14 protein-coding genes are annotated in these 18,860 nt (G+C 61.9%); 5 read left to right on the forward strand and 9 right to left on the reverse strand.

Going from position 1 to position 18,860, the window contains the following annotated elements; translation table 11 throughout:
• Positions 1-38 precede the first annotated feature (38 nt).
• From VNC39_RS14180 to VNC39_RS14200, 5 genes are read right to left on the reverse strand one after another with little or no spacing between them, the layout of a single operon-like run.
• Positions 39-1,094, reverse strand: coding sequence for an efflux RND transporter periplasmic adaptor subunit (locus tag VNC39_RS14180; RefSeq protein WP_325400299.1), 1,056 nt, complete (start codon positions 1,092-1,094; stop codon positions 39-41).
• A gap of 24 nt (positions 1,095-1,118) precedes the next feature.
• Positions 1,119-1,772 carry a hypothetical protein gene (locus VNC39_RS14185; RefSeq protein WP_325400300.1) on the reverse strand — a complete coding sequence of 218 codons (654 nt, stop codon included), beginning with the start codon at positions 1,770-1,772 and terminating at the stop codon, positions 1,119-1,121.
• Entirely contained in the window at positions 1,769-3,082 is a 1,314-nt protein-coding gene (locus VNC39_RS14190; protein WP_325400301.1) for a glycosyltransferase, read from the reverse strand. Before VNC39_RS14190 ends, VNC39_RS14185 begins: the two co-directional genes overlap by 4 nt.
• A complete protein-coding gene (locus VNC39_RS14195) occupies positions 3,082-7,569 on the reverse strand; it encodes an amino acid adenylation domain-containing protein (protein ID WP_325400302.1) in 4,488 nt (1,495 codons plus the stop codon). Before VNC39_RS14195 ends, VNC39_RS14190 begins: the two co-directional genes overlap by 1 nt.
• 4 nt (positions 7,570-7,573) lie before the next feature.
• The gene (locus VNC39_RS14200; RefSeq protein ID WP_325400303.1) at positions 7,574-7,777 is read right to left on the reverse strand and encodes an MbtH family protein; all 204 of its coding nucleotides are present in this window, start codon (positions 7,775-7,777) and stop codon (positions 7,574-7,576) included.
• Between the two features lie 678 nt (positions 7,778-8,455).
• Here VNC39_RS14200 and VNC39_RS14205 point away from each other — a divergent pair.
• A complete protein-coding gene (locus VNC39_RS14205) occupies positions 8,456-9,724 on the forward strand; it encodes a glycosyltransferase (protein ID WP_325400304.1) in 1,269 nt (422 codons plus the stop codon).
• The gene (locus VNC39_RS14210) at positions 9,708-11,906 is read left to right on the forward strand and encodes a penicillin acylase family protein (protein ID WP_325400305.1); all 2,199 of its coding nucleotides are present in this window, start codon (positions 9,708-9,710) and stop codon (positions 11,904-11,906) included. Before VNC39_RS14205 ends, VNC39_RS14210 begins: the two co-directional genes overlap by 17 nt.
• Positions 11,907-12,253: 347 nt before the next feature.
• On the opposite strand, the gene VNC39_RS14215 is transcribed toward VNC39_RS14210, so the two are convergent.
• The 4 genes from VNC39_RS14215 to VNC39_RS14230 form a co-directional block, all read right to left on the reverse strand.
• Positions 12,254-12,430 carry a hypothetical protein gene (locus tag VNC39_RS14215; protein WP_325400306.1) on the reverse strand — a complete coding sequence of 59 codons (177 nt, stop codon included), beginning with the start codon at positions 12,428-12,430 and terminating at the stop codon, positions 12,254-12,256.
• A complete protein-coding gene (locus VNC39_RS14220) occupies positions 12,427-12,657 on the reverse strand; it encodes a hypothetical protein (protein ID WP_325400307.1) in 231 nt (76 codons plus the stop codon). Before VNC39_RS14220 ends, VNC39_RS14215 begins: the two co-directional genes overlap by 4 nt.
• Before the next feature lie 15 nt (positions 12,658-12,672).
• Positions 12,673-13,101: a hypothetical protein gene (locus VNC39_RS14225; RefSeq protein WP_325400308.1), complete on the reverse strand. Its 429-nt coding sequence runs from the start codon at positions 13,099-13,101 to the stop codon at positions 12,673-12,675.
• Positions 13,102-13,290: 189 nt separating this feature from the next.
• Positions 13,291-14,520, reverse strand: coding sequence for a L,D-transpeptidase family protein (locus VNC39_RS14230; RefSeq protein WP_325400309.1), 1,230 nt, complete (start codon positions 14,518-14,520; stop codon positions 13,291-13,293).
• A 1,058-nt stretch (positions 14,521-15,578) separates the two neighbouring features.
• Between VNC39_RS14230 and leuC the strand changes: the two genes are divergently transcribed.
• Genes leuC through leuB form a run of 3 tightly spaced genes read left to right on the forward strand, consistent with a single transcriptional unit; the run spans position 15,579 to position 18,689 of the window.
• Positions 15,579-17,000, forward strand: a complete 1,422-nt coding sequence (gene leuC / locus VNC39_RS14235; protein ID WP_325400310.1) for a 3-isopropylmalate dehydratase large subunit — start codon at positions 15,579-15,581, stop codon at positions 16,998-17,000.
• Entirely contained in the window at positions 16,997-17,593 is a 597-nt protein-coding gene (gene leuD / locus VNC39_RS14240; RefSeq protein WP_325400311.1) for a 3-isopropylmalate dehydratase small subunit, read from the forward strand. Before leuC ends, leuD begins: the two co-directional genes overlap by 4 nt.
• A gap of 19 nt (positions 17,594-17,612) precedes the next feature.
• Positions 17,613-18,689, forward strand: a complete 1,077-nt coding sequence (leuB, locus tag VNC39_RS14245; protein WP_325400312.1) for a 3-isopropylmalate dehydrogenase — start codon at positions 17,613-17,615, stop codon at positions 18,687-18,689.
• The last annotated feature ends 171 nt before the right edge of the window (positions 18,690-18,860 follow it).

Here is an 18,860-nt window from a genome sequence, read left to right on the forward strand (position 1 = left end):
GCGCTGGAGCGGCCATACCGTCATCATGCTAGCCAGCATCAATCGACCGGTCTTACCCGCTGGCCGTTAAATAGGCTGGCGCCGGCATCCGCGACGATCACATCGCCTGGGGCAACGCCCGAGGCGACGGGGACCAGGGTCGATGCATTGCCCGGCAGGGAAGCGAGCGTCACCGGGTGGAACACGGCGACGCCGTGCGCCACCACAACGACATGAAACCCGCCTGCATCGGCCACCAGGGCGGTTTGCGGCACCGCCATCTGCCTATGGCAGCCAAGATCGACAGTGGCCTCGACGAATGCGCCGACGCGCAAGGCGGGGTTCCGCGGCAGCGCGACACGAACGGTGCCGAGATGTGTCGCGGCATCGACCGCAGGGTCGGCGCCGATCATTTTGCCGGTCACCGTGCCGCCCGGAAGATCAAAAGTCACGGCCACGCCCGGCGCAATCAACGCGATCTGATCCTGTGGGATCGTGGCACGGAAAATCAGCCCCTGACTGCCGATCAAGGTAAACAACGGAGGCCCGCCGGGGGCGGCATATTGTCCGACTTCGGCATCGCGGGCGGCGATAACGCCATCCGTCGGCGCGATGACGGCGGCCTCCGCGAGGCGCGCCTGCGCCGCCGCCAAATCGGCCTTGGCGATCCCGATCTGGGCTTTCTGGGCGGCTGCATCCGCGGCTAGATCGTCGATCCGCTTGGGGGCGATGGCGCCCGTCGCCCTGATATCGGCGACCCTTTCATACGCGCTGGCCGCTGCCGCGCCATTGGCCTCAGCCATCCTCAACCGTGCCGCGGCCGCCGCCACATCGGGTGCCAGCTGACCGGTATCCAGGCTGGCCAGCACCTCGCCCTTTGTCACATGGTCGCCGATATTCGCCGCCACGGCGGCGAGCGTGCCGGCTTCACGGGCGCCGAGATCGATCTCGACGACCGGTTCAATCGTCCCGACGATCACCAGTTTCGTAGATAATTTCTGCGTCGTTGCGGTCACCACGCTTACCTGCGGCGGCGGATCGGGGGCTGCCGCGCTGTGAAGCTTCCCCCGCCAGACGATCAGCATCGTCAACGACGCCCCGGCGAGGATCAGCAAGTATGTTGGCTTGCCAGGCACGTTTTATCGGCCGGTATGCAAGCGCATGGCAATGGCAACGGCGAACCCGGCATGGTGATGACGCTCGAGCCGCCAGCAGGCCGGGTCCCCGAATGATTCCGGTGCCGCGACGAGCCGCGGCGCGCAGGGGTCAATCTCAAGCCGCGTCACATTCAGCGCAGGGCCGGACCCTTCGGCCTTTGTCAGTGCCTCCTGCATCGTCCGGACGACGATCGGTGCGCCTCTCACGCCCTTCTTGCCGGGAACCGTCATCGCTACCGTCAGTTCCGGCTCAACATCGCGGTTTAGCGGTTCGGCATCGATTCCGATCCGTCCCCCCATGCCGATTGCCGCTGCTGCCGCGTAGCCGTCACAATGCGTGAGGCTGACATCGACACCGGGCATCCCTGCGGCTTTCGGCTTTCCACCCGCACGATCGGCACAAAATCGGAAGGATTCGGCGGGCCTGCCGGTCAGCGAGGCCAGCAACAGGCGACGCAGGCCATGAGCGGCAACCGCGTCACGGCGGGCCTGCACGCGGAGGAGCCGCTTGATACGTCCGTGCTCTTCGTCGTCCAGGACGCTGCCTAAGCGGGCAAGGCTCCGGTCATCGAGTTTGGTCGTCGGCAGGCCACACCAGAGAAACGGCGGTACCGCTTGCGTTTCCGCCTGGCTCATGCCGTCGCCAGCGCCTCTGCGCGTGCCGCAGCGAGCACAGCCTCGATCGTACCGATCGCATCGATAACACCCAGTTCGCGGGCGACCGCGTCAGCCCTCGCTTGATAGGCATTGCTACCCAGAATTTCGGAGGCCGCGGCGGCAATCAGTGTCGCAGCAGGCTGGCCGGTGGCGAGGTTGATCCCCAGCCCGGCATGCGCGATGCGCGCGGCAATTTCCGGCTTTTCCTCTGAATCGCCCGCGACCAGTAGCGGCACACCATGCGTCAACGCCTGCAGAACCCCACCAAAGCCACCATTGGTGATGAGCAGATCGATATGTGGCAGAACCGCCTCATAGGGGATGAAGCGCGCAATCCGCGAATTCGGCGGCGCCGTCGCGGCGATCGGCCGCGGATCGGCGCCGCTGGTGACGGCGATGACCAGCACGTCGGTTCGCGCCAACGCTCTCAGCGTCGGGATCACCAGCTGGCCGAGGTCAGCGCTGGCGATGGTCCCTTGCGTGACCAGCACAATGCTGCGGCCGGCGACGCGGGCCTGTTCGACATCACCCCACCAGACTGGCCGTTCAAATAGCCGCGCCGGCACCGGCAGCGCGCCGATGAAGCGGATATTGGAGGGCAGCTCACGCTCGTATTCGAGGCTCGGCGTGCCAAGCTGAAAATACGCATCCGGCAACGTGATGACGGCATCCGTGACGAAGCAGGGCAAGTTCGGCGCGCCGGATGATGTCAGGACATCGTTGATATAGGTCTGCACGCCCGAAAACACTTGACGCTGCATGTAGGCTGTGAGGGCTTCGTTGCGGGTACGCTGCTGCGCGGTGCGCGCAGGTGGCAGCCCCGATCCGAAGAACCCAACGTCAGCTCCCGAAAGGGCCAGGCACGAAATCCCCAGATGCGCGATCACGGGACGCGCACCGCGCGGGCCAAGCAATAGCGGCAACGTCCCCATGAACATCATGTCTGCGAGAATCGCATCCGCCGCAAAACCGCTCAGGATATCGCAAAGACCCTGATGCTGGGCAAAAATCGCATCGGCGAAAAGATGCCGCATCCCCCACAACATTTGCGCTGGCCCCGGCGGCAAGGCGGCGCGCTCCGGGAAGCGCGAGTCGATGTCGCGGTAGTCAATATCAATTTCCGGCGCTAACGGAACAAAGCCCGCATTGCTGCGTTCCACGGCGGCACGAAACAAGCTTCCAGTATGGACGACGACCTCGTGGCCGCGCGCCACCAGCCCAGCGGCGGCGGCAATGACCGGATCGGCGTGACCGGGCATCGGCGTGGCGGCAAGCAGATATTTTGCCATTATGGTGACGCCTCCAGGAGAAGATTGCTGACTTTTGTCGCCGGATCGGCGACGGCGCTGCCAAGCAAGGTCATCAGTTGAGCCACCAGCTGCGTCGCGGTTTCCCGCAGAAACAGGTCGCTACGATATTCAAGCCCACCGCTGATGCCCGCTGGTTTGCCCTCTGCATCGCGTGTTTCGCTTAAATAGAACGTCAGTTCGTAACGCGCGGTCCGCAGCCAGACCGGTTCGGGCGTCACGGCGAGACCGGGCATCTCGAATTTAACCTGAGACCAGTTCTGGAAATTCAGCATCACCTGAAACAGCGGCTGCCGCGGGCCGCCGTGGCGTGCGCCCAGGGCGGCGGCAACCATATCGAAAGGGACATCCTGGTGAGCGTAGGCGGCAAGGTTGAACTTGCGGATACGCGCGATCAGTTCGGCCACACTGGGGTTGGCCGAAAGATCGGTGCGCAGGACCAGATAATTGAAAAAACTGCCGATCAACGGGTCAAGGGCAACATCGGTCCTCCCTGCGATGGGGGTACCGATCGGGATATCCTCGCCTGCGCCGCGCCGGCAGAGCAAGGCGGCAATTCCCGCCTGCAACACCATGAACATGCTGGCACCACTGGCGCGCGCCAGGCTGACGAGACCCGCATGTAGCTCCGGACCGATCAAGACCGGCGCCACGTCGCCGGCAAAACCGAGGGAAGCCGGATAGGCATAATCGACGGGCAGCGCGGCCGCAGGCACATCCGCCAAAGCCTGGCGCCAAAACGCCAGCTGGCTGGAGAGCCTGGTATTCTCCTCCTGCTGCCAGAGAGCGTAATCGGCGTATTGCAGCGCCAGGGGTTTCCAGGCCGGCGCGGCGCCGTCCAGCCGGGCTCTGTAGGCCAACGCCAGGTCGCACGTCAGCGGCGCCAACGAGCTTCCATCGGCGGCGACGTGCTGCACGACGATCAATAACAAATGGTCATCCGGACCGAGCGTCCAGAGATGCAAGCGGATCGGCGGCTCGCGCGTGACGTCAAATGGCAAGCGCGCAGCGGCACTTATGGTCTCCGTCAATTCGCCAGCCGCCAGCTTCAATGCCACCAGTGTCACACGCGCATCTTCCGGCGCCAGGACCGACTGTGCGGGAAGCGCGTCGCCGACATCGATCAATGTCCGCAGGCTTTCATGGCGCTCCACGACATCATTCACTGCGGCTTCGAGCGCTTTCACATTGAGCACGCCGCGCAGCCGCAGGCCCAGATTCATGTTGAAGGCGGCAGCAACGCCGGGTGTTCGCCATGCCTCGAACATCATCAACTGGCTGCTACCGAGCGGTATACGTGCCGGCCTCGGCCGCAGCGTGATCGGCGCACGTCCGCTCTTGGTCCGGCCGATGAGTGCCGCCAGGCCGGCGATGGTCGTCGTCTCGAACAACGCCACGAGCGGCAGATCGATACCGAAGATTTTGCGGATCGCCGCGACGATCTTGGCGACAATTAGTGAATCGGCGCCGAGTTCGAAAATACCCGCGTCAATATCGACGTTCGTGAGGTCGAGGAGATCGCAGAACAGCGCGGCCAGAATTTCCTCAGTCGGCGTTCGCTCGCCCCGGCTCGATGCTGCGGCAAGCTTGGGTAAAGGCAGGGCGTTCCGGTCGAGCTTACCCGCAGGCGACAGCGGCATTTCCCTCAACTGAACGAAAAACGCCGGCACCATATAGTCCGGGAGGCGCTGGGCGAGCGCGCGTTTCAGCTCGCCGAAATCAAGCGCGATATCCGGCGAGACGGGAACGACATAGCCGATCAGATGCCCCTTGCTCAGGACCACCGCCGCCTGGGCAATCGCAGGCTCGCCCGTAAGCGCCGCCTCGATTTCGCCCAGTTCGACACGGAAGCCGCGAAGTTTTACTTGCGTGTCAGTACGACCGATGAAGTAGAGCATGCCATTTTCAATTTTGGCGAGGTCACCGGTACGGTACATTCGACTGCCGCGCGGACCGTACGGATTGGCGACAAAACGCTCGGCCGTCAGGCCGGGGCGTTTGAGATAGCCACGCGCCAGCCCGGCCCCGGCAATGTAAAGATCGCCGATGATGCCCTCCGGAACCAGGGCCAATCCGGCATCGAGAATGAAGACCTGCGTTCGGTCGATCGGCCTGCCGATCGCTGGCGTCCCTGCCCCCTGGACCGGGTGGATCAGCGACCAGATGGCGGTCTCGGTCGGGCCGTACAAATTCATCACCTCCGCGCCGACCGCGAGCAACCGGCGCGCAAGGTCCTCCGGCAGCGCCTCGCCCCCGGTCAGAATCCGCATGGACCGCAACGCCTCGACCTCAGTGCCGGTCAAAATATCCCATAAGGAAGGCGTCGCCTGCATGATGGTTGCACCGCTTACCGCGATCAGCCGCGCCAGCGCCGGCGGGTGCTGCCGCAATGCGCGCGGTGCCAAAATGACCCGAGCGCCGGCCAATAACGGCAGATAGAGTTCGAGGGCGGCAATATCGAAGCTGATCGTGGTCACCGCCAGCATCCGATCCGATGGATCGAGGCGAATATTTTTTGCCATGGCGCCGAGAAAATTCGCCAGATTGAATCGGGTCAGCACGACGCCCTTTGGCTGACCGGTGCTGCCGGAGGTGTAGATGACGTAGGCGGGCGACTGCGGCGAACGGATGATAACAGGTGGGTCAGCTGGAAACCCTGCAAAACTCCCTTCGTCCATCAACATCACCGGATGCGGTGCCACAGCCGCCGCCGTCTCCGCGGTGGCCAGGATCAGAAGCGGCGCTGCATCCGCCGTCATCGCCTTGAGGCGCGCCGCCGGCAGATCCGGGTCCAGCGGCAGATAGGCGGCCCCTGATTTGATCACGCCGAGGAGCGCGGCCAACATGTCGATGCCGCGCGGCATGCAGACCCCGATAATGCGCTCCGGCTCCGCCCCCCTCGCCCGCAGCGCGTTGGCGATCCTGTTCGTCGTCTCGTCGAGTTCGCGATACGTGACGCTATGCTGTTCTGACACCGCCGCCACCGCCCAAGGCGTCTCACGCGCCTGGCGCTCGAAATCCTCCGGCATGAAGCGCAACGCAGCGTCCGGCGTCGCCTGGCTGCCAGTCTTTAAAATTCGTGCCCGGGCAGCATCATCGAGCAGCACCAGGCGGCTGACCGGGATGGTGACGTCGGCAGCGATCTGATGAAGCATCCGCTCGAGCCGGCTGACATGTGCGACAAGCGTGTCACCGTCATAGATCTCCGGATTGGCGTCGACATCGATATGCACCGGCCGACCAGCGCCTCGGTCGAAAACGAAGAAGGCAAGATCCTCAATCGAACCGTTCGACAGATTATGGACCGAGGTCGGCGCATCGCCGAAACACAGATCATAATCGAACGGCTCGATGTTCACCATGGAGGTGAACAAATGCCTTCCTTCACTCAGCAGATTCAAATCACGACGCAGGTCTTCATAGCGGTAACGCTGATGGCGCAGCGCTTCGCGCACCCGTTTGCCGACTTGCCGTACCACATCGGCCACAGTATCGGCGGGTTTGATCTTGAGCCGCAACGGAACTGCGTTTGCGACCATGAATGGAACGCGGCGCAGCCGGCCGTTGCTGCGTGCCGTCACCGGCAAGCCCAGCACCAGATCCTCGATCCCGGTCATGCGATAAAAATAGATCGCAATCGCCGCGATCATCAGTTGCGGGTAACTGCCTTGTGCGGCACGGGCCGCGTCACGCAGCGCGTCAACAAAATCCGGCGCCAGCACCGTCGAGCGGCGAAGCAGGCCACCTTCGAGAGTCGGCCGGTAATGACCGAGACTGACAGGCAGTGGCTTATCAGCAAATTCATCCACCCAATATTGGCGATCAACCGCGTAACGGTCAGACTCACGATAGGCATGGTCCTCCGCAACCAGATCGCTTAATGAGCCGAAGGGGGCCGGCTCGGGCGTGCGGCGCTCATGCAGTTCGCCGTAGAGTTCCGCAAGGCGACGGGCGACAAGCCCGCCAGCGAAACCGTCGAGCAGAATGTGATGGCTGCGATGATACCAAAAATACCGGTTGTCTGCGGCCTTGAAGAGCCCGGTCGCCCAAAGTCGATCCCGCGATGGTTCGTGCGGAAGCTGATACTCCTCCGACATTTGTTGGAGCGCCGCGGCCCAGGGGTCCGCCTCATGACTGAGATCGGCGAACGGCATAATCCCGTCTATGTCCGGATTGACCGATTGCCGCGGTTCGCCGCCGATTTCGGTGAAGCGCAACCGGGTTGCCGCGGCTTCGAGCGTGACTTGGCGGAGCGCGGCGTAGAATGACCCAACATCGACGGCACCGTGGATTTCGACCAGTTCCGCCAGATTGAAAACGGCCCTCCTTGGGGCAATCCGCTGCGCAAACCACATGCCGCGCTGGGCGATGGTGAGTGGAAACCAGAGATCATCATGCGAGGCTTGCACGACCGGCTCAGCAGAAATTTGTTCGAGACCGCCGAGACGAGAAAAACTTTCATCGTTCATGATCCTATCCCCCAGAGCCGACTGCAATTACGCCGCCTTGGGTCCATTCGACATCGATCCAAGCGAGCGTATCCGCGCGTGACATCGGACCCGCGACAACGTTCCAGCCATCTGGCACGTCAAGGAAGACTGGCCAGATGGAGTATTGCCCATTTGTGTTCATTAACGCGAGATAGAGCGATTCTTGATCGTCAAACGGACTACTCATTTATTGAGTCCTTTTTCGAGTATGCGTCTTTCGAGTATGCGTCCTTCTTCGAGAACCCGTACTAACTTAATGTTAAAAAGTTAACTGAATAAAAAGTAATTTTTCATGCGCCGAAAAATGAATTCTTGGACTTATAGAGAAAGCCTTGACGTAACTAACGACCACTCTAACGAATAAAACATATCGTGAGATATGAATCCGTAAAAGTTTTATGACGTTACGAAATCTGCATTACTGACGGCCGAATACGACGTCGTCGGTGTTGCGTCCACAATCATAACTCGGCTCTAGTTATCTCCCATGACTCGATCTGAGCAATTCATGTTATGTTCGTCGATAAAGCTACTCTTAATCATCAAGCGGATGACGTATTTATTGCGGCCACGCCTTTTCGAGTTACTAACGAGGCATGTGTTCAAAACGAATGCAGCCTACGCCAACCTCAAGAGATTTTAACTTGACGTTCTTCTTAAGAATAATAAACGTTCAGTTAGCTACTCCGACCAACAATGATTTTATAACCCTGCAGTATTTCTGTTGCTTATCGTCGACGTCATCAGCATTACATTCATAGCTTTGGCGCCGCTCAAGCTATCTCCGGTGTGATGAAAGACGTTGATTTGGTTGGCACAGTTACCCGCGGGCACTGCGGGCCGATGAACTTCGGGATACCATCTTATGCATATCGTGATTTCCAGTGTCGGGACCTACGGCCATGTTTACCCCCACATCGCGGTCGGTCAGACATTGGCGCAGCGCGGTCATGAAGTTCAGTTCCTTACGTGTGAGTACTTTAAGGAGCATGTTGAACGCGCGGGCTTATCCTTCATCTCGGTTCTAAGTACTGCGCAATATCTTGCAGGCGTTCGTGACCAGGAAGTCTGGCGAAATCCTTGGCGCGGCGTGCGCGCTAGCTGGCGGCATCTCAGCCCCAGCATGCAACAGGGCTACACAGCCCTTGCGGCACATATCCGCCCCGGCGAGAGCATTCTGGTTGGCAACTCCCTGGCGCTTTGGGTACGCCTCGCGCAGGAAAAATTTGGCAATCCGGCGGCGACGATCCATCTTTCCCCGATCGCCCTGTTATCCGCAAAAGCCCCGCCTTTTGGGATTTTGCCGGGGCTCGAAACCTTGCCCAGCTGGGCCGTGCGCATTTTGCTCAACATGATCGAGCGCACGGTCAGCGATCCGATCATCGCTCCGGATTTGAATCGATTGCGCGCCTCGCTCGACCTGCCACCGGTCCGCAGCATCAGCCGAACCTGGCTGCACTCGCCCGAGCGGGTGATCTGCGCTTTTCCTGACTGGTTCGCAGCACCTGCCCCCGACTGGCCGGCCAACACCGTCTGCACCGGATTTCCCAAATTGCCTTCCGGAGGACCGGGTGAACTGGACCCGGCGCTGCTGGCCTTCATCGAGGCCGGTTCGCCGCCGATCGCCTTCACTCCGGGCTCGGGCGTGGCCAGCAGTCGGTTGTTTTTCGATCGGGCGCTTGGTGCCTGCAAGGCTTTGGGCAGGCGCGCCATACTCGCAACGCCGTTCCGGGACCAGTTGCCTGACCTGTTGCCGGATTTTTCGTTCCATACCACCTATGTGCCGTACGATCTGTTGGCACCGCGGGTTGCCGCGTTTGTGCATGCGGGTGGCATTGGTACCATTGGCCTGTTGCTGGAGGCCGGCACACCGCAACTTTTTACCCCCTTTACCGCTGAACAGACCGACAATGCGATGCGCGCCATCGCCCTCGGCGTTGGTCTCAAGCTGGCGCCACGTGCGCCACTCAGACATTGGACCAAAGCACTATCCGCCCTGCTTAACGAGCCAAACATTCGACGATCATGTAAGGAACTCCGGCAAAAGTTCGCTTCTGGAAGATTGGCTCGTGAACAGATCGCGGACTGGATCGAGCAACTGAACGCGAACAGCCGCGATGACATCAGGCATTGACCGTGTGCGCGGCATCGCCGGACTGATCGGCCTCGTATGGCGGGCAGCGCGTCTGCCGGCACCTGAATCGCGAACATTGGATGAGCGGTTGACTAATCTCCCGCTCGCCGATACACCAGTAAGCGCGCCGGTGGATATCCGGTGGGATGAGCATGCGATCCCCTTCGTCACGGCCGAAAGCCTGCCAGACCTCGCGGTTGGGCTCGGCGTCGTGCATGCGCATCTGCGGCTCGGTCAAATGGAAATGCTGCGCCGCATTGCCCAGGGACGGATATCGGAGATGATCGGTACCTTCGGGTTGGAATTCGACATCGCACTGCGGACCATGGATATCTGCCGGGCGGTGCCGGAAATCATTGCGATGCTGCCCGACGCATCGCGTATCTGGGCGGAGTCCTTCCTCGCGGGCATCAACCACGTGATCTCCCGCGCACCGGCGCCGCCTCCCGAATGCCAAATGCTGGGTTTGGCCCGCGAGCCCTGGAGTTTGCCAGATCTCTTCTCATTGGCGCGACTGGCGAGCGCAGACATCACCTGGATGCCGACGTTAAAGCTGCTAAGGTTGCGTGAGACGATGGGGCTTGCCAGTTGGGCATCGCTTTGGCCCGAGCTCTTAAGGACTGGTGTGCCGAATCCGGATGGCATTACCGCAGCCCTTGCGCGCGGTAGCAATTCGGCCGCCGTCGGCGGGACTCGGACCGCATCCGGCGCCGCCATCATCGCCTCCGATCCCCATGTCGGTCTGCAATTGCCCAGCCTTTGGCTGGCCTGCGGTATGTCGGCCCCAGGCATGAAGGCGGCCGGGCTGATGATCCCCGGCTTGCCTTATGTGGCGATCGGGCGCAACGAAAAGATCGCCTGGGGCGCTACCAATTTACACGCCGCAAGCTCTGTCTTCATCGATCTCACCGCGGAAACGGATCCGCAGATCACCGAACGAAGTGTCGACATCGCGGTACGCGGCATCGGCATGCGACGTGCGAAGCTTCGGGAAAGCCGCTTCGGGCCGGTGATTTCCGACGTCAAACGTTTTCGGCTGCGGCGGCCTACGGCCCTTGGCTGGGTTGGGCATCAGCCGAGCGACGAATTGACCGCGATGCTGACAATGAATCGTGCAGACGATTTCGCGGCCTTCCAACGTGCGCTTCGCGGCTTTGCCGTCCAGGGGTATAGCTTCACCTACGCCGATACGACTGGGCGTGTGGGCATTCTGCGTGCCGGCCACGTACCGGCGCGCCCAGGAACGCCGGCAGACATCCTCGAACGGGCCGCCGTGCTCAATGATATCTCGTCACTCGCCGAGGGGAGCGGCGTGTTTGATCCGCGCGAAGGGTTTGTCGTCTCGGCCAATGAAGATCCGCAAACCGCAGTGCAAGCCGGCTTTTTCTTCGCGCCACCGGATCGGGCGTTGCGGCAGGCGGCGTTGCTGGACAGCACCGGGATCGAACGCACGGATCTCGAGGCACTGCAGAGGGATGTGACGTCGTCCTCCGCGCGGCAATTGCGTGACGCACTGGCACGCCGGGCGACTGAACTCGGCCTCACGCTGCCGCAGGCCGTGCTGGAGTGGAACGGGTGCTATGATGAGGCGTCGGTTGGCGCCCTGGCCTACGAGGTGCTCCTGGCGGAGACCGCCGATATGCTGATCGGCAAGACGATACTGGCATCGGCACTGGCCGTTTGGACAAGCCGGGCGTTGATTGCGTCTAGCTTACTAGGTGCACCGGATGCCCTCCTCCGACATGCCTTGTCGCACGGGGCGAAGCGCGCGGTGCAGGCGATTTCGAAGGGCAAATGTTGGGGCGATGCGCATTTGCTGCGCTTGGCGCATCCATTAGCCCGTCTGCCGATTTTGGGGCGGAAATTTGGCATCCATATTTTCGGCGTACCCGGCAGCAACGACACGCTGTACAAAACCGGTCACGGTCCGGCACGGTACGCACGCCGCCAGGGCGGCCATCGCGTGACCTATGGTTCCTCCGCCCGACACCTGGCTGATTTTATCGATCCTGACGCCAATTTCGTGATTATCCTGGGCGGCCAGGACGGTTGGATCGGCAGCGTGAACGCGACTGACCAAATCCCGCTCTGGCGCGAAGGCAGGTATCTCCGCCTACCGCTCACCTCTGCGTCCGTAGCAGCGAGCTTCGGCAGGCTGACACAACTGACGCCCCCGCCGTGACAATCTGGGGCTGCCTAAGTCTTGCCCCTCGTTTTCCTCGTCTGCGCGTGGGTTCTTCTTGTTTGCGCCGCGTGGACCGTTCGGGGCCATCTGCTATTGGCAACGCTACTTAAGCATCGCGCCGCGCCGGTCATCGAACGGATTCACGCCGCCGGGGCGCGGTACGCTCGAAGCCGACATCGACTGGCCCCAGCGCTGCGGCGTTTCGCCCGCAGCTTCTTCGGGCCGGAAGCAGAACGTCTGCTTTCTGGAATCAAACGGCGATTGCCGACATTTGCGCCGGACTTCTGCTTCCCACATGCCGATGAGAAGACTTGGCTTTGCTGGTGGTGCGTAATTCTTGAATTCTACAACATGGTCTGCAATGGGGAGAAATTAACGGCAAGCGGGAAGGATACCGGCGCCATATGACCGGCGATAAGATTGGTGTCCACCCATCGCAGCGTGGCGCCCACGATCTTGAGCTTTCCCTCCAGCCAAGCGGAGAGCAGCTCAGCGGGGATCTGATACGGAAACGCAGTCATAGGGCCTCTCCCAATGTGTCGTCTATCTTCTGCTGCAACCGCAGTGAGGCGATATGCAGCACGCAGGGCACCGTGGCCGAGCAGCTCGGCCCCATGGCGTGGTTGGCCAGCAACAGCGTACCCGCAAGAACGCCAAAGGGACCAAACAGCGCCCCCGTTGCCGCCTCCCCCAGAACAGCCGCAACCCCAGCTGCGCCCAACGCCACGGCAAAATCTGTAGTGGCCACAGCTAACATCGCTGGTCACAACGCCACGGCCAAAGCAGCAAATGACATGCCTGCCGCCAGCGCCCCACCAAAGCCAGTCCGCGCCTTGAAGAATTTGATGAATTCGGCGCGTTCCGCTTCCGTCATCTTAGCCCAGCGTCGCTCGAACAGCGTGCTAATCAGTTTAAATTCCATGGCGGCCGCATCATCGTCATTGGCTACCTTCACTTTCTGCGCCTTGCAGACATCGGCCACCACTTCGCGGTAGGGCGGCCCCTCCAGCACGTCAGCCCGGCGAAACCAATTGGCCAAGGTATGCCCGCCGGCCAGGCGGATACGGCTGTCGATAAAGTCCGGAATCCTGGTGAGGTCATTTTTGGCGTCGAGATAGATGCGATCACGCTTGACCGCCATATCCCATGGGCGGTCCAGATATTCGCGATCCTGTCCTGTTGCAACCTCCATGTGCCCCAAGGTCGGGAACGACTTTCGGATTTTAAGTGGTCGATCATTGCGCCGATTTTACGATAGACCGTCGAGATTATTTCATGGGGACAGCCCTTTCATGATGGTCATTGAGCGGCCGCATTTTGGCACATTCGATGCCGTGGGCCGTTCCACACCCTAGCGCAAATCAGCACTGTGCCGTAGAGATCACCCTCGAGAGCTCCTTTGCAGCTTCTGCCAGACTTCGTCATCACGCCCGTAGAAATCAGAGCGGAACTGCAATGCTCCAGCGATATCCAAAAACGCGGTTTGATAGACAACGAATACGGGCATGGGCACTGGAAGATTGCGTTCGGTGGTGCTGCCCTCTGCGATTTCTTGATTGACCGCGCTGAGAGGTTGTTGCAGAAGCAGGCTCGCAAGTTCGCGCGGATCCTGTACGCGGATGCATCCATGGCTGATGCGACGGTCGGCGCGGTTGAAGATGTCTCTGTCAGGCGTATCGTGCAGATAAACGTCGAACCGGTTCGGCATGTCGAACATGATCAATCCTAGCCCTGCGCCGGGTCCCGGCAGTTGCTCCGCCTCGCCATCTGCCAGCATGATCATGTCATTCTTCTGCAGGTAATCCGAGTCGCGGCTGATCTGCGGTAGGATTTCTCTTCTAACAATATCTTTTGGGATGACCCAAGGCGGGTTGAAAACACTTGATTCGATTGTGGCATGAAACTCAGGCGTCTGATTGGGCTCGACATCTTGGCCAACCACAACCCGCGTCGAGAAAACCGGCGCGTCGGCGCGGTAGAATACCAGCCGCTCGTCGGCAACATTGACCCAGACGCGCTCCATCGGCATTGGCCGCGGCAGCCAGCGTGCGCGTTCGAGGTTAACTTCGACCGTGCGTAAGCGGCTTGTTGCGGCTTTATCGCCGGCCACGGCATCCGCAAGATTTGTTTTCAAGGCGCAGCGCAGCGCCATATAGGCCGGTGTCGCCGGAGCCAGCGCCTCGATGGCCGCCCCCGGATCGGGGCTGACGATGGCAACATCAAGCGCGGCAGCCACATCGATTGGCCCAGGTGTCAGTGTTTGGTTGGGGCCTCGAAGCTTAACGGGCACCGCGCCATGGGCGAGCGCCGTTGCATAAGACAAGAAAGCATCCGACAGCAGCAATTCGCGGTCGAGCGGCGGCAATGCTGCGCTGCGTTGCAGGAGATCGGCGTGAAACAGGCCAGGATTGAGCCCCTGATCGCCGGCCCGCAACACGGCATCCGCCAACGAGTTCGCCTGCGCTTGCCGGGTCGGCCATACCAGCTGGAAGTCGTGGCGTGTATAGAAGCGCCGAAGCAGCACAACATCCAGCGGTTCACCAGCGATGGTTAATTCAGACGCATTGTCGAGCCGGTTGCCGAGGTCCGAATGGGCATGCAGCGCCGGCATCGAGACCGGAGCGGGTGGATCCGCACCGCAACCGGCAAGTGTAGCGGCGGCGGAGAGAGCGAGCGCACCGCCTATAATTGCATCACGACGGGAGAGTTGAGCCAGAGTGGGGCTCAATGGCTTTGAAGGGGCAGATGTTAATCGATTCCACGGCTTACGCACGACTGCCCCCTTGATTATCGCCGAATTACACAAATCTCTTTACGGGCAAGCAATAATCGTCCTTAAATTCTGCCGTGTCCACACGAAATTCAACATAAGGGGGTACCGGATGTTCAACAATTCCGCGTCAGCGACCCGTTACCAACTGATCCGAGGTGTCGCAATACTTGCCGTCGTGGCGCCCATCGCGCTCCTTTCCTCCTGTTCCTCTCAGCCGGAACCGCAGCCGGCGCCTGAGGTGGCCCCGCCGCCTGCAGCCCCGGCTCCGGCTCCCGCGCCCGCGCCCGCGCCGACGCCGCCGCCAGCGCGCGGCTAGGCTGCAAGGCGCGACAAGACGCGCAACAGCGGCAAGCGCCGCAGATACGAGATGCGGACCGGCTTGTGCGACAGATCAGGCCGGTCGAGGCCCCTATCCAGGCGTGGGGGTGCTTAGATCGCCTTTGCTGCGACCATGTGCCGGTTATCTTTCGCTGTACCGGCCACCGCGGCGATTGTCTTCGCTCTTGCGTATGCCTTGATGCTGTTTGACGCGTGGTGGGTTGGCAAGGTGAACGCGTCCACCTACGCGCCTGGCGGTCTTGTATATCCGCGTCGCGCCCATTGGCCGCAGAGTTAGGCGCCTGTATTTCTCATCTTGCGCATGCGGCAGCCGGGCAGCCGGGCAGCCGCCTGGCCTTAGCCCGCGCGGCCAACCGCGATGAAGCCATGTTATTCGCCATCACCGTGATGGCCGCTACGGTTATTTCCATACAAGAATTTTTAACCGGCAGGATTTCGCAAACCGCGATGTCGCACTGCCGAACCACGATGGGACATCTGCGCGCGGTTTCGGTTAAGCAAGATCGGCGCCCCTGCGGAAGCGGGGTTTGCAACGCCGGAGGGAACCGCTCGAAGAAATGGATCATGCCGAACCGCGCACGCTATTTGACAAGATCTGGTCTCGCCACAAGGTTATTGAGCGCGACGACGGCCAGACCCTTCTCTATGTCGACCGCAACTTCGTCCATGACGGCTTAGGGCCGGCCTTCGATTTTCTGAAAGAGCGCAATTTTTTGGTTCGCGTTCCTGCACGGACCTTCGCCGTCCCGGACCATTATGTGCCGACCGACGGGCGCGACGTCGCAGGCTTCGCCGCGGCCGAAAACCGCGCGATGGTCGAACAGCTGGCCCGCAACACCGAGGCGGCCGGCATCGAAATGTTCGGCGTGACGGACCCAAGGCACGGCATTGTCCATATCATCGGGCCCGAACAGGGCATCAGCCAGCCCGGCATGGTGATCACCTGCGGCGACAGCCATACCTCCACGCATGGCGCGCTCGGCGCGCTGGCCTTCGGCATCGGGGCGACGGAGGTGAGCCATGTGCTGGCCAGCCAGACGATCTGGCAGCGCAAGCCCCATTCCATGCGCATCACGGTCGAGGGTGAGCTCGGCTTCGGCGTCACCGCGAAGGACGTCATCCTCGCCATCATCGCGCGCATCGGCGCGGCGGGGGCCACGGGCCACGTCATCGAGTATGCGGGCTCCGCGATCGCCGGGCTCTCGATGGAGGGGCGGCTCACGCTTTGCAACATGTCGATCGAGGCGGGGGCCCGCGCCGGCATGGTCGCCCCGGACGAGACGACCTTCGCCTATCTCAAGGGGCGCCCTTATGCGCCCAAGGGCGCTGAGTGGGATGAAGCGGTCTGCCGCTGGCGCGCGCTGCGGACCGACGAAGGCGCGCGGTTCGACCACGAGGTGACGCTCGATGCCGCGGACATCGCCCCGATGGTGACCTGGGGCATAAGCCCGCAGGATGCGGCGCCGGTCACGGGCATCGTGCCCGACCCCGCCAACGAGCCCGACGCCGAACGGCGTGAGGGCATCGAAAAAGCGTTGGCCTATATGGGCCTGGCGCCGACGACCAAGCTTGCAGATATCGCGATCGACCGCGTCTTTATCGGCTCCTGCACCAATTCGCGCATCGAGGATCTGCGCGCCGCTTCCGCCGTGACGCGCGGGCGCAGAGTTGCCGAGGGCCTCGTCGCCTGGGTCGTGCCCGGCTCCGGCCTGATCAAGGCCCAAGCGGAATCCGAAGGCCTGGACCGCATCTTCATCGAAGCGGGATTTTCCTGGCGCGAGGCCGGCTGCTCGATGTGCCTCGGCACGAACGGGGAGATCGTGGCCCCCGGGCAGCGTTGCGCCTCCACCTCCAACCGCAATTTCATCGGGCGCCAGGGGCCGGGCGCCCGCACGCATCTGATGAGCCCGGCGATGGCCGCCGCCGCCGCAATCACCGGCCGTCTCACCGATGTCCGCACGATGATGGTGCCGGCATGACGCCCTTCACGCACCTGATCTCGGTGGCCGTGCCGATCCCGGGCCCCAATATGGATACGGACCAGATCATCCCGGCGCGCTATCTCAGCCGCGCGCGGGACGTGGGATTTGCAGACGGGCTGTTCCGCGATCTTCGCTACGCTGAAGACGGCGCCGAGAAACCCGGGTTCATTCTCAATCGGGAGCCATATCGAAACGGCAAGATCGTCGTGGGCGAACGGAACTTCGCCTGCGGCTCGTCGCGCGAACATGCGGTTTGGGCCCTCCTGGATTATGGCGTGCGCGCCGTTCTCGCGCCGAGCTTCGGAGACATCTTCTACACCAACAGCCTCAAGAACGGGCTTCTGCCCATCCGCCTTCCGGGCGCGGTGATCGGGACGCTGCTCGAACGCCTCCTTCGCGAGGCTGGAGACATCGACATCGATCTGCCGTCGCAGCAGGCCCGCCTCCCCGATGGCAGCGTGCACGATTTCGACATCGACCCTTATTCCAAGCACTGCCTACTGAACGGTCTCGATGACATCGACTACACGCTCTCACAGCTCGGACCCATCGAGGCCTTCGAGCAGCGTTACGGGCGCGAGAACTCTTAAATATCCGGAGGAAAATCCCATGAAAATTGCAGTCATGCCGGGTGACGGCATCGGGCCCGAAGTCGTCGGCCAGGCCGTTAGAGTGTTGAAGGCGCTGGGCGACCATGCGCCGATGGAGATGAATCACGCTTTGGTCGGGGCCGCGGCGATCGAGAAAACCGGAATCGCTTTGCCGGCAGAGACGCTAGAACTGGCGCGCAAGGCCGACGCGATTCTGTTCGGCTCGGTCGGCGGCCCGTTGGATGAGCTGCCGGACCGTTCGAAGCGCCCGGGCACGGCGCTGCTCACGTTGCGCCGCGAGCTCGGGCTGTTCGCGAATTTCCGCCCGGCCTTTTTGTTCCCCGAATTGATCGGCGCCTCCAGCCTGCGCCCGGAACTAGTGCGCGGGCTGGATCTCATCATCCTCCGCGAGCTGAACGGCGATCTCTATTTCGGCGAGCCGCGCGGCATCGGCAAAACGCCCGATGGGCGGCGGGCCGGCACCAACACGATGTACTATACCGAGGATGAAATCGCCCGCATCGCGCATGTCGGATTCCAGACGGCACGCCAGCGCAAAGGCAAGCTCTGCTCGGTCGACAAGGCGAATGTGCTGGAGACCATGCATCTGTGGCGCGAAGTCGTGACCGAAATCGGCCGGGACTATCCGGATGTCGAGCTCACGCATCTCTATGTCGACGCCGCCGCCATGGCGTTGATGCGCACCCCGACAAAATTCGACGTGATCGTCACCGGCAATGTCTTCGGCGATATCCTCTCCGACGAAGCGGCCATGCTCACCGGGTCCATCGGCATGCTGCCTTCGGCATCGCTGGGCAAGGATCGCACGGGGCTTTACGAGCCGGTGCATGGCTCGGCCCCCGATATCGCCGGGCAGAACATCGCCAACCCGCTGGCCGCGATTCTGTCGGCGGCGATGATGCTCCGCTACAGTTTCGACCAGCCTGTGGCGGCGGACCGGATCGAGCGCGCCGTCCGCGCCGTGCTCGCCGACGGCTATCGCACGGCGGACATCAACGAGGCCGGGACCACCAGGCTCGGCACGATCGAGATGGGCGATGAAGTGGTCGCCGCCTTGAAGCGCCAGGAGGCGTGAACCGGGCGTTGGCGCCGCGATCCTTTGCAGGGTGAGGCTGGGGAACAGTCCCTGACCGTCATGCAGTTCGTCATTGCTTCGATCCTGAGCATCTTCGCGTTTTCTGCGTTCAGTCAAGGGTTTACCGCCTTCGGCGGCGCTTCGCGCCCTTGACTGAACGCAGAAAACGCG

It is taken from the genome of Acidocella sp., from assembly GCF_035535915.1.
Lineage (GTDB): Bacteria > Pseudomonadota > Alphaproteobacteria > Acetobacterales > Acetobacteraceae > Acidocella.

What these genes read in the sequence shown, in the direction of transcription:
- VNC39_RS14210 (WP_325400305.1), top strand. Translation starts at nt 9,708, where the DNA reads ATGACATCAGGCATTGACCGTGTGCGCGGCATCGCCGGACTGATCGGC.
- VNC39_RS14195 (WP_325400302.1), bottom strand. Translation starts at nt 7,569, where the DNA reads ATGAACGATGAAAGTTTTTCTCGTCTCGGCGGTCTCGAACAAATTTCT.
- VNC39_RS14190 (WP_325400301.1), bottom strand. Translation starts at nt 3,082, where the DNA reads ATGGCAAAATATCTGCTTGCCGCCACGCCGATGCCCGGTCACGCCGAT.
- VNC39_RS14185 (WP_325400300.1), bottom strand. Translation starts at nt 1,772, where the DNA reads ATGAGCCAGGCGGAAACGCAAGCGGTACCGCCGTTTCTCTGGTGTGGC.
- VNC39_RS14225 (WP_325400308.1), bottom strand. Translation starts at nt 13,101, where the DNA reads ATGGAGGTTGCAACAGGACAGGATCGCGAATATCTGGACCGCCCATGG.
- VNC39_RS14205 (WP_325400304.1), top strand. Translation starts at nt 8,456, where the DNA reads ATGCATATCGTGATTTCCAGTGTCGGGACCTACGGCCATGTTTACCCC.
- VNC39_RS14200 (WP_325400303.1), bottom strand. Translation starts at nt 7,777, where the DNA reads ATGAGTAGTCCGTTTGACGATCAAGAATCGCTCTATCTCGCGTTAATG.
- leuB (WP_325400312.1), top strand. Translation starts at nt 17,613, where the DNA reads ATGAAAATTGCAGTCATGCCGGGTGACGGCATCGGGCCCGAAGTCGTC.
- VNC39_RS14215 (WP_325400306.1), bottom strand. Translation starts at nt 12,430, where the DNA reads ATGACTGCGTTTCCGTATCAGATCCCCGCTGAGCTGCTCTCCGCTTGG.
- VNC39_RS14230 (WP_325400309.1), bottom strand. Translation starts at nt 14,520, where the DNA reads ATGCCGGCGCTGCATGCCCATTCGGACCTCGGCAACCGGCTCGACAAT.
- leuD (WP_325400311.1), top strand. Translation starts at nt 16,997, where the DNA reads ATGACGCCCTTCACGCACCTGATCTCGGTGGCCGTGCCGATCCCGGGC.
- leuC (WP_325400310.1), top strand. Translation starts at nt 15,579, where the DNA reads ATGGATCATGCCGAACCGCGCACGCTATTTGACAAGATCTGGTCTCGC.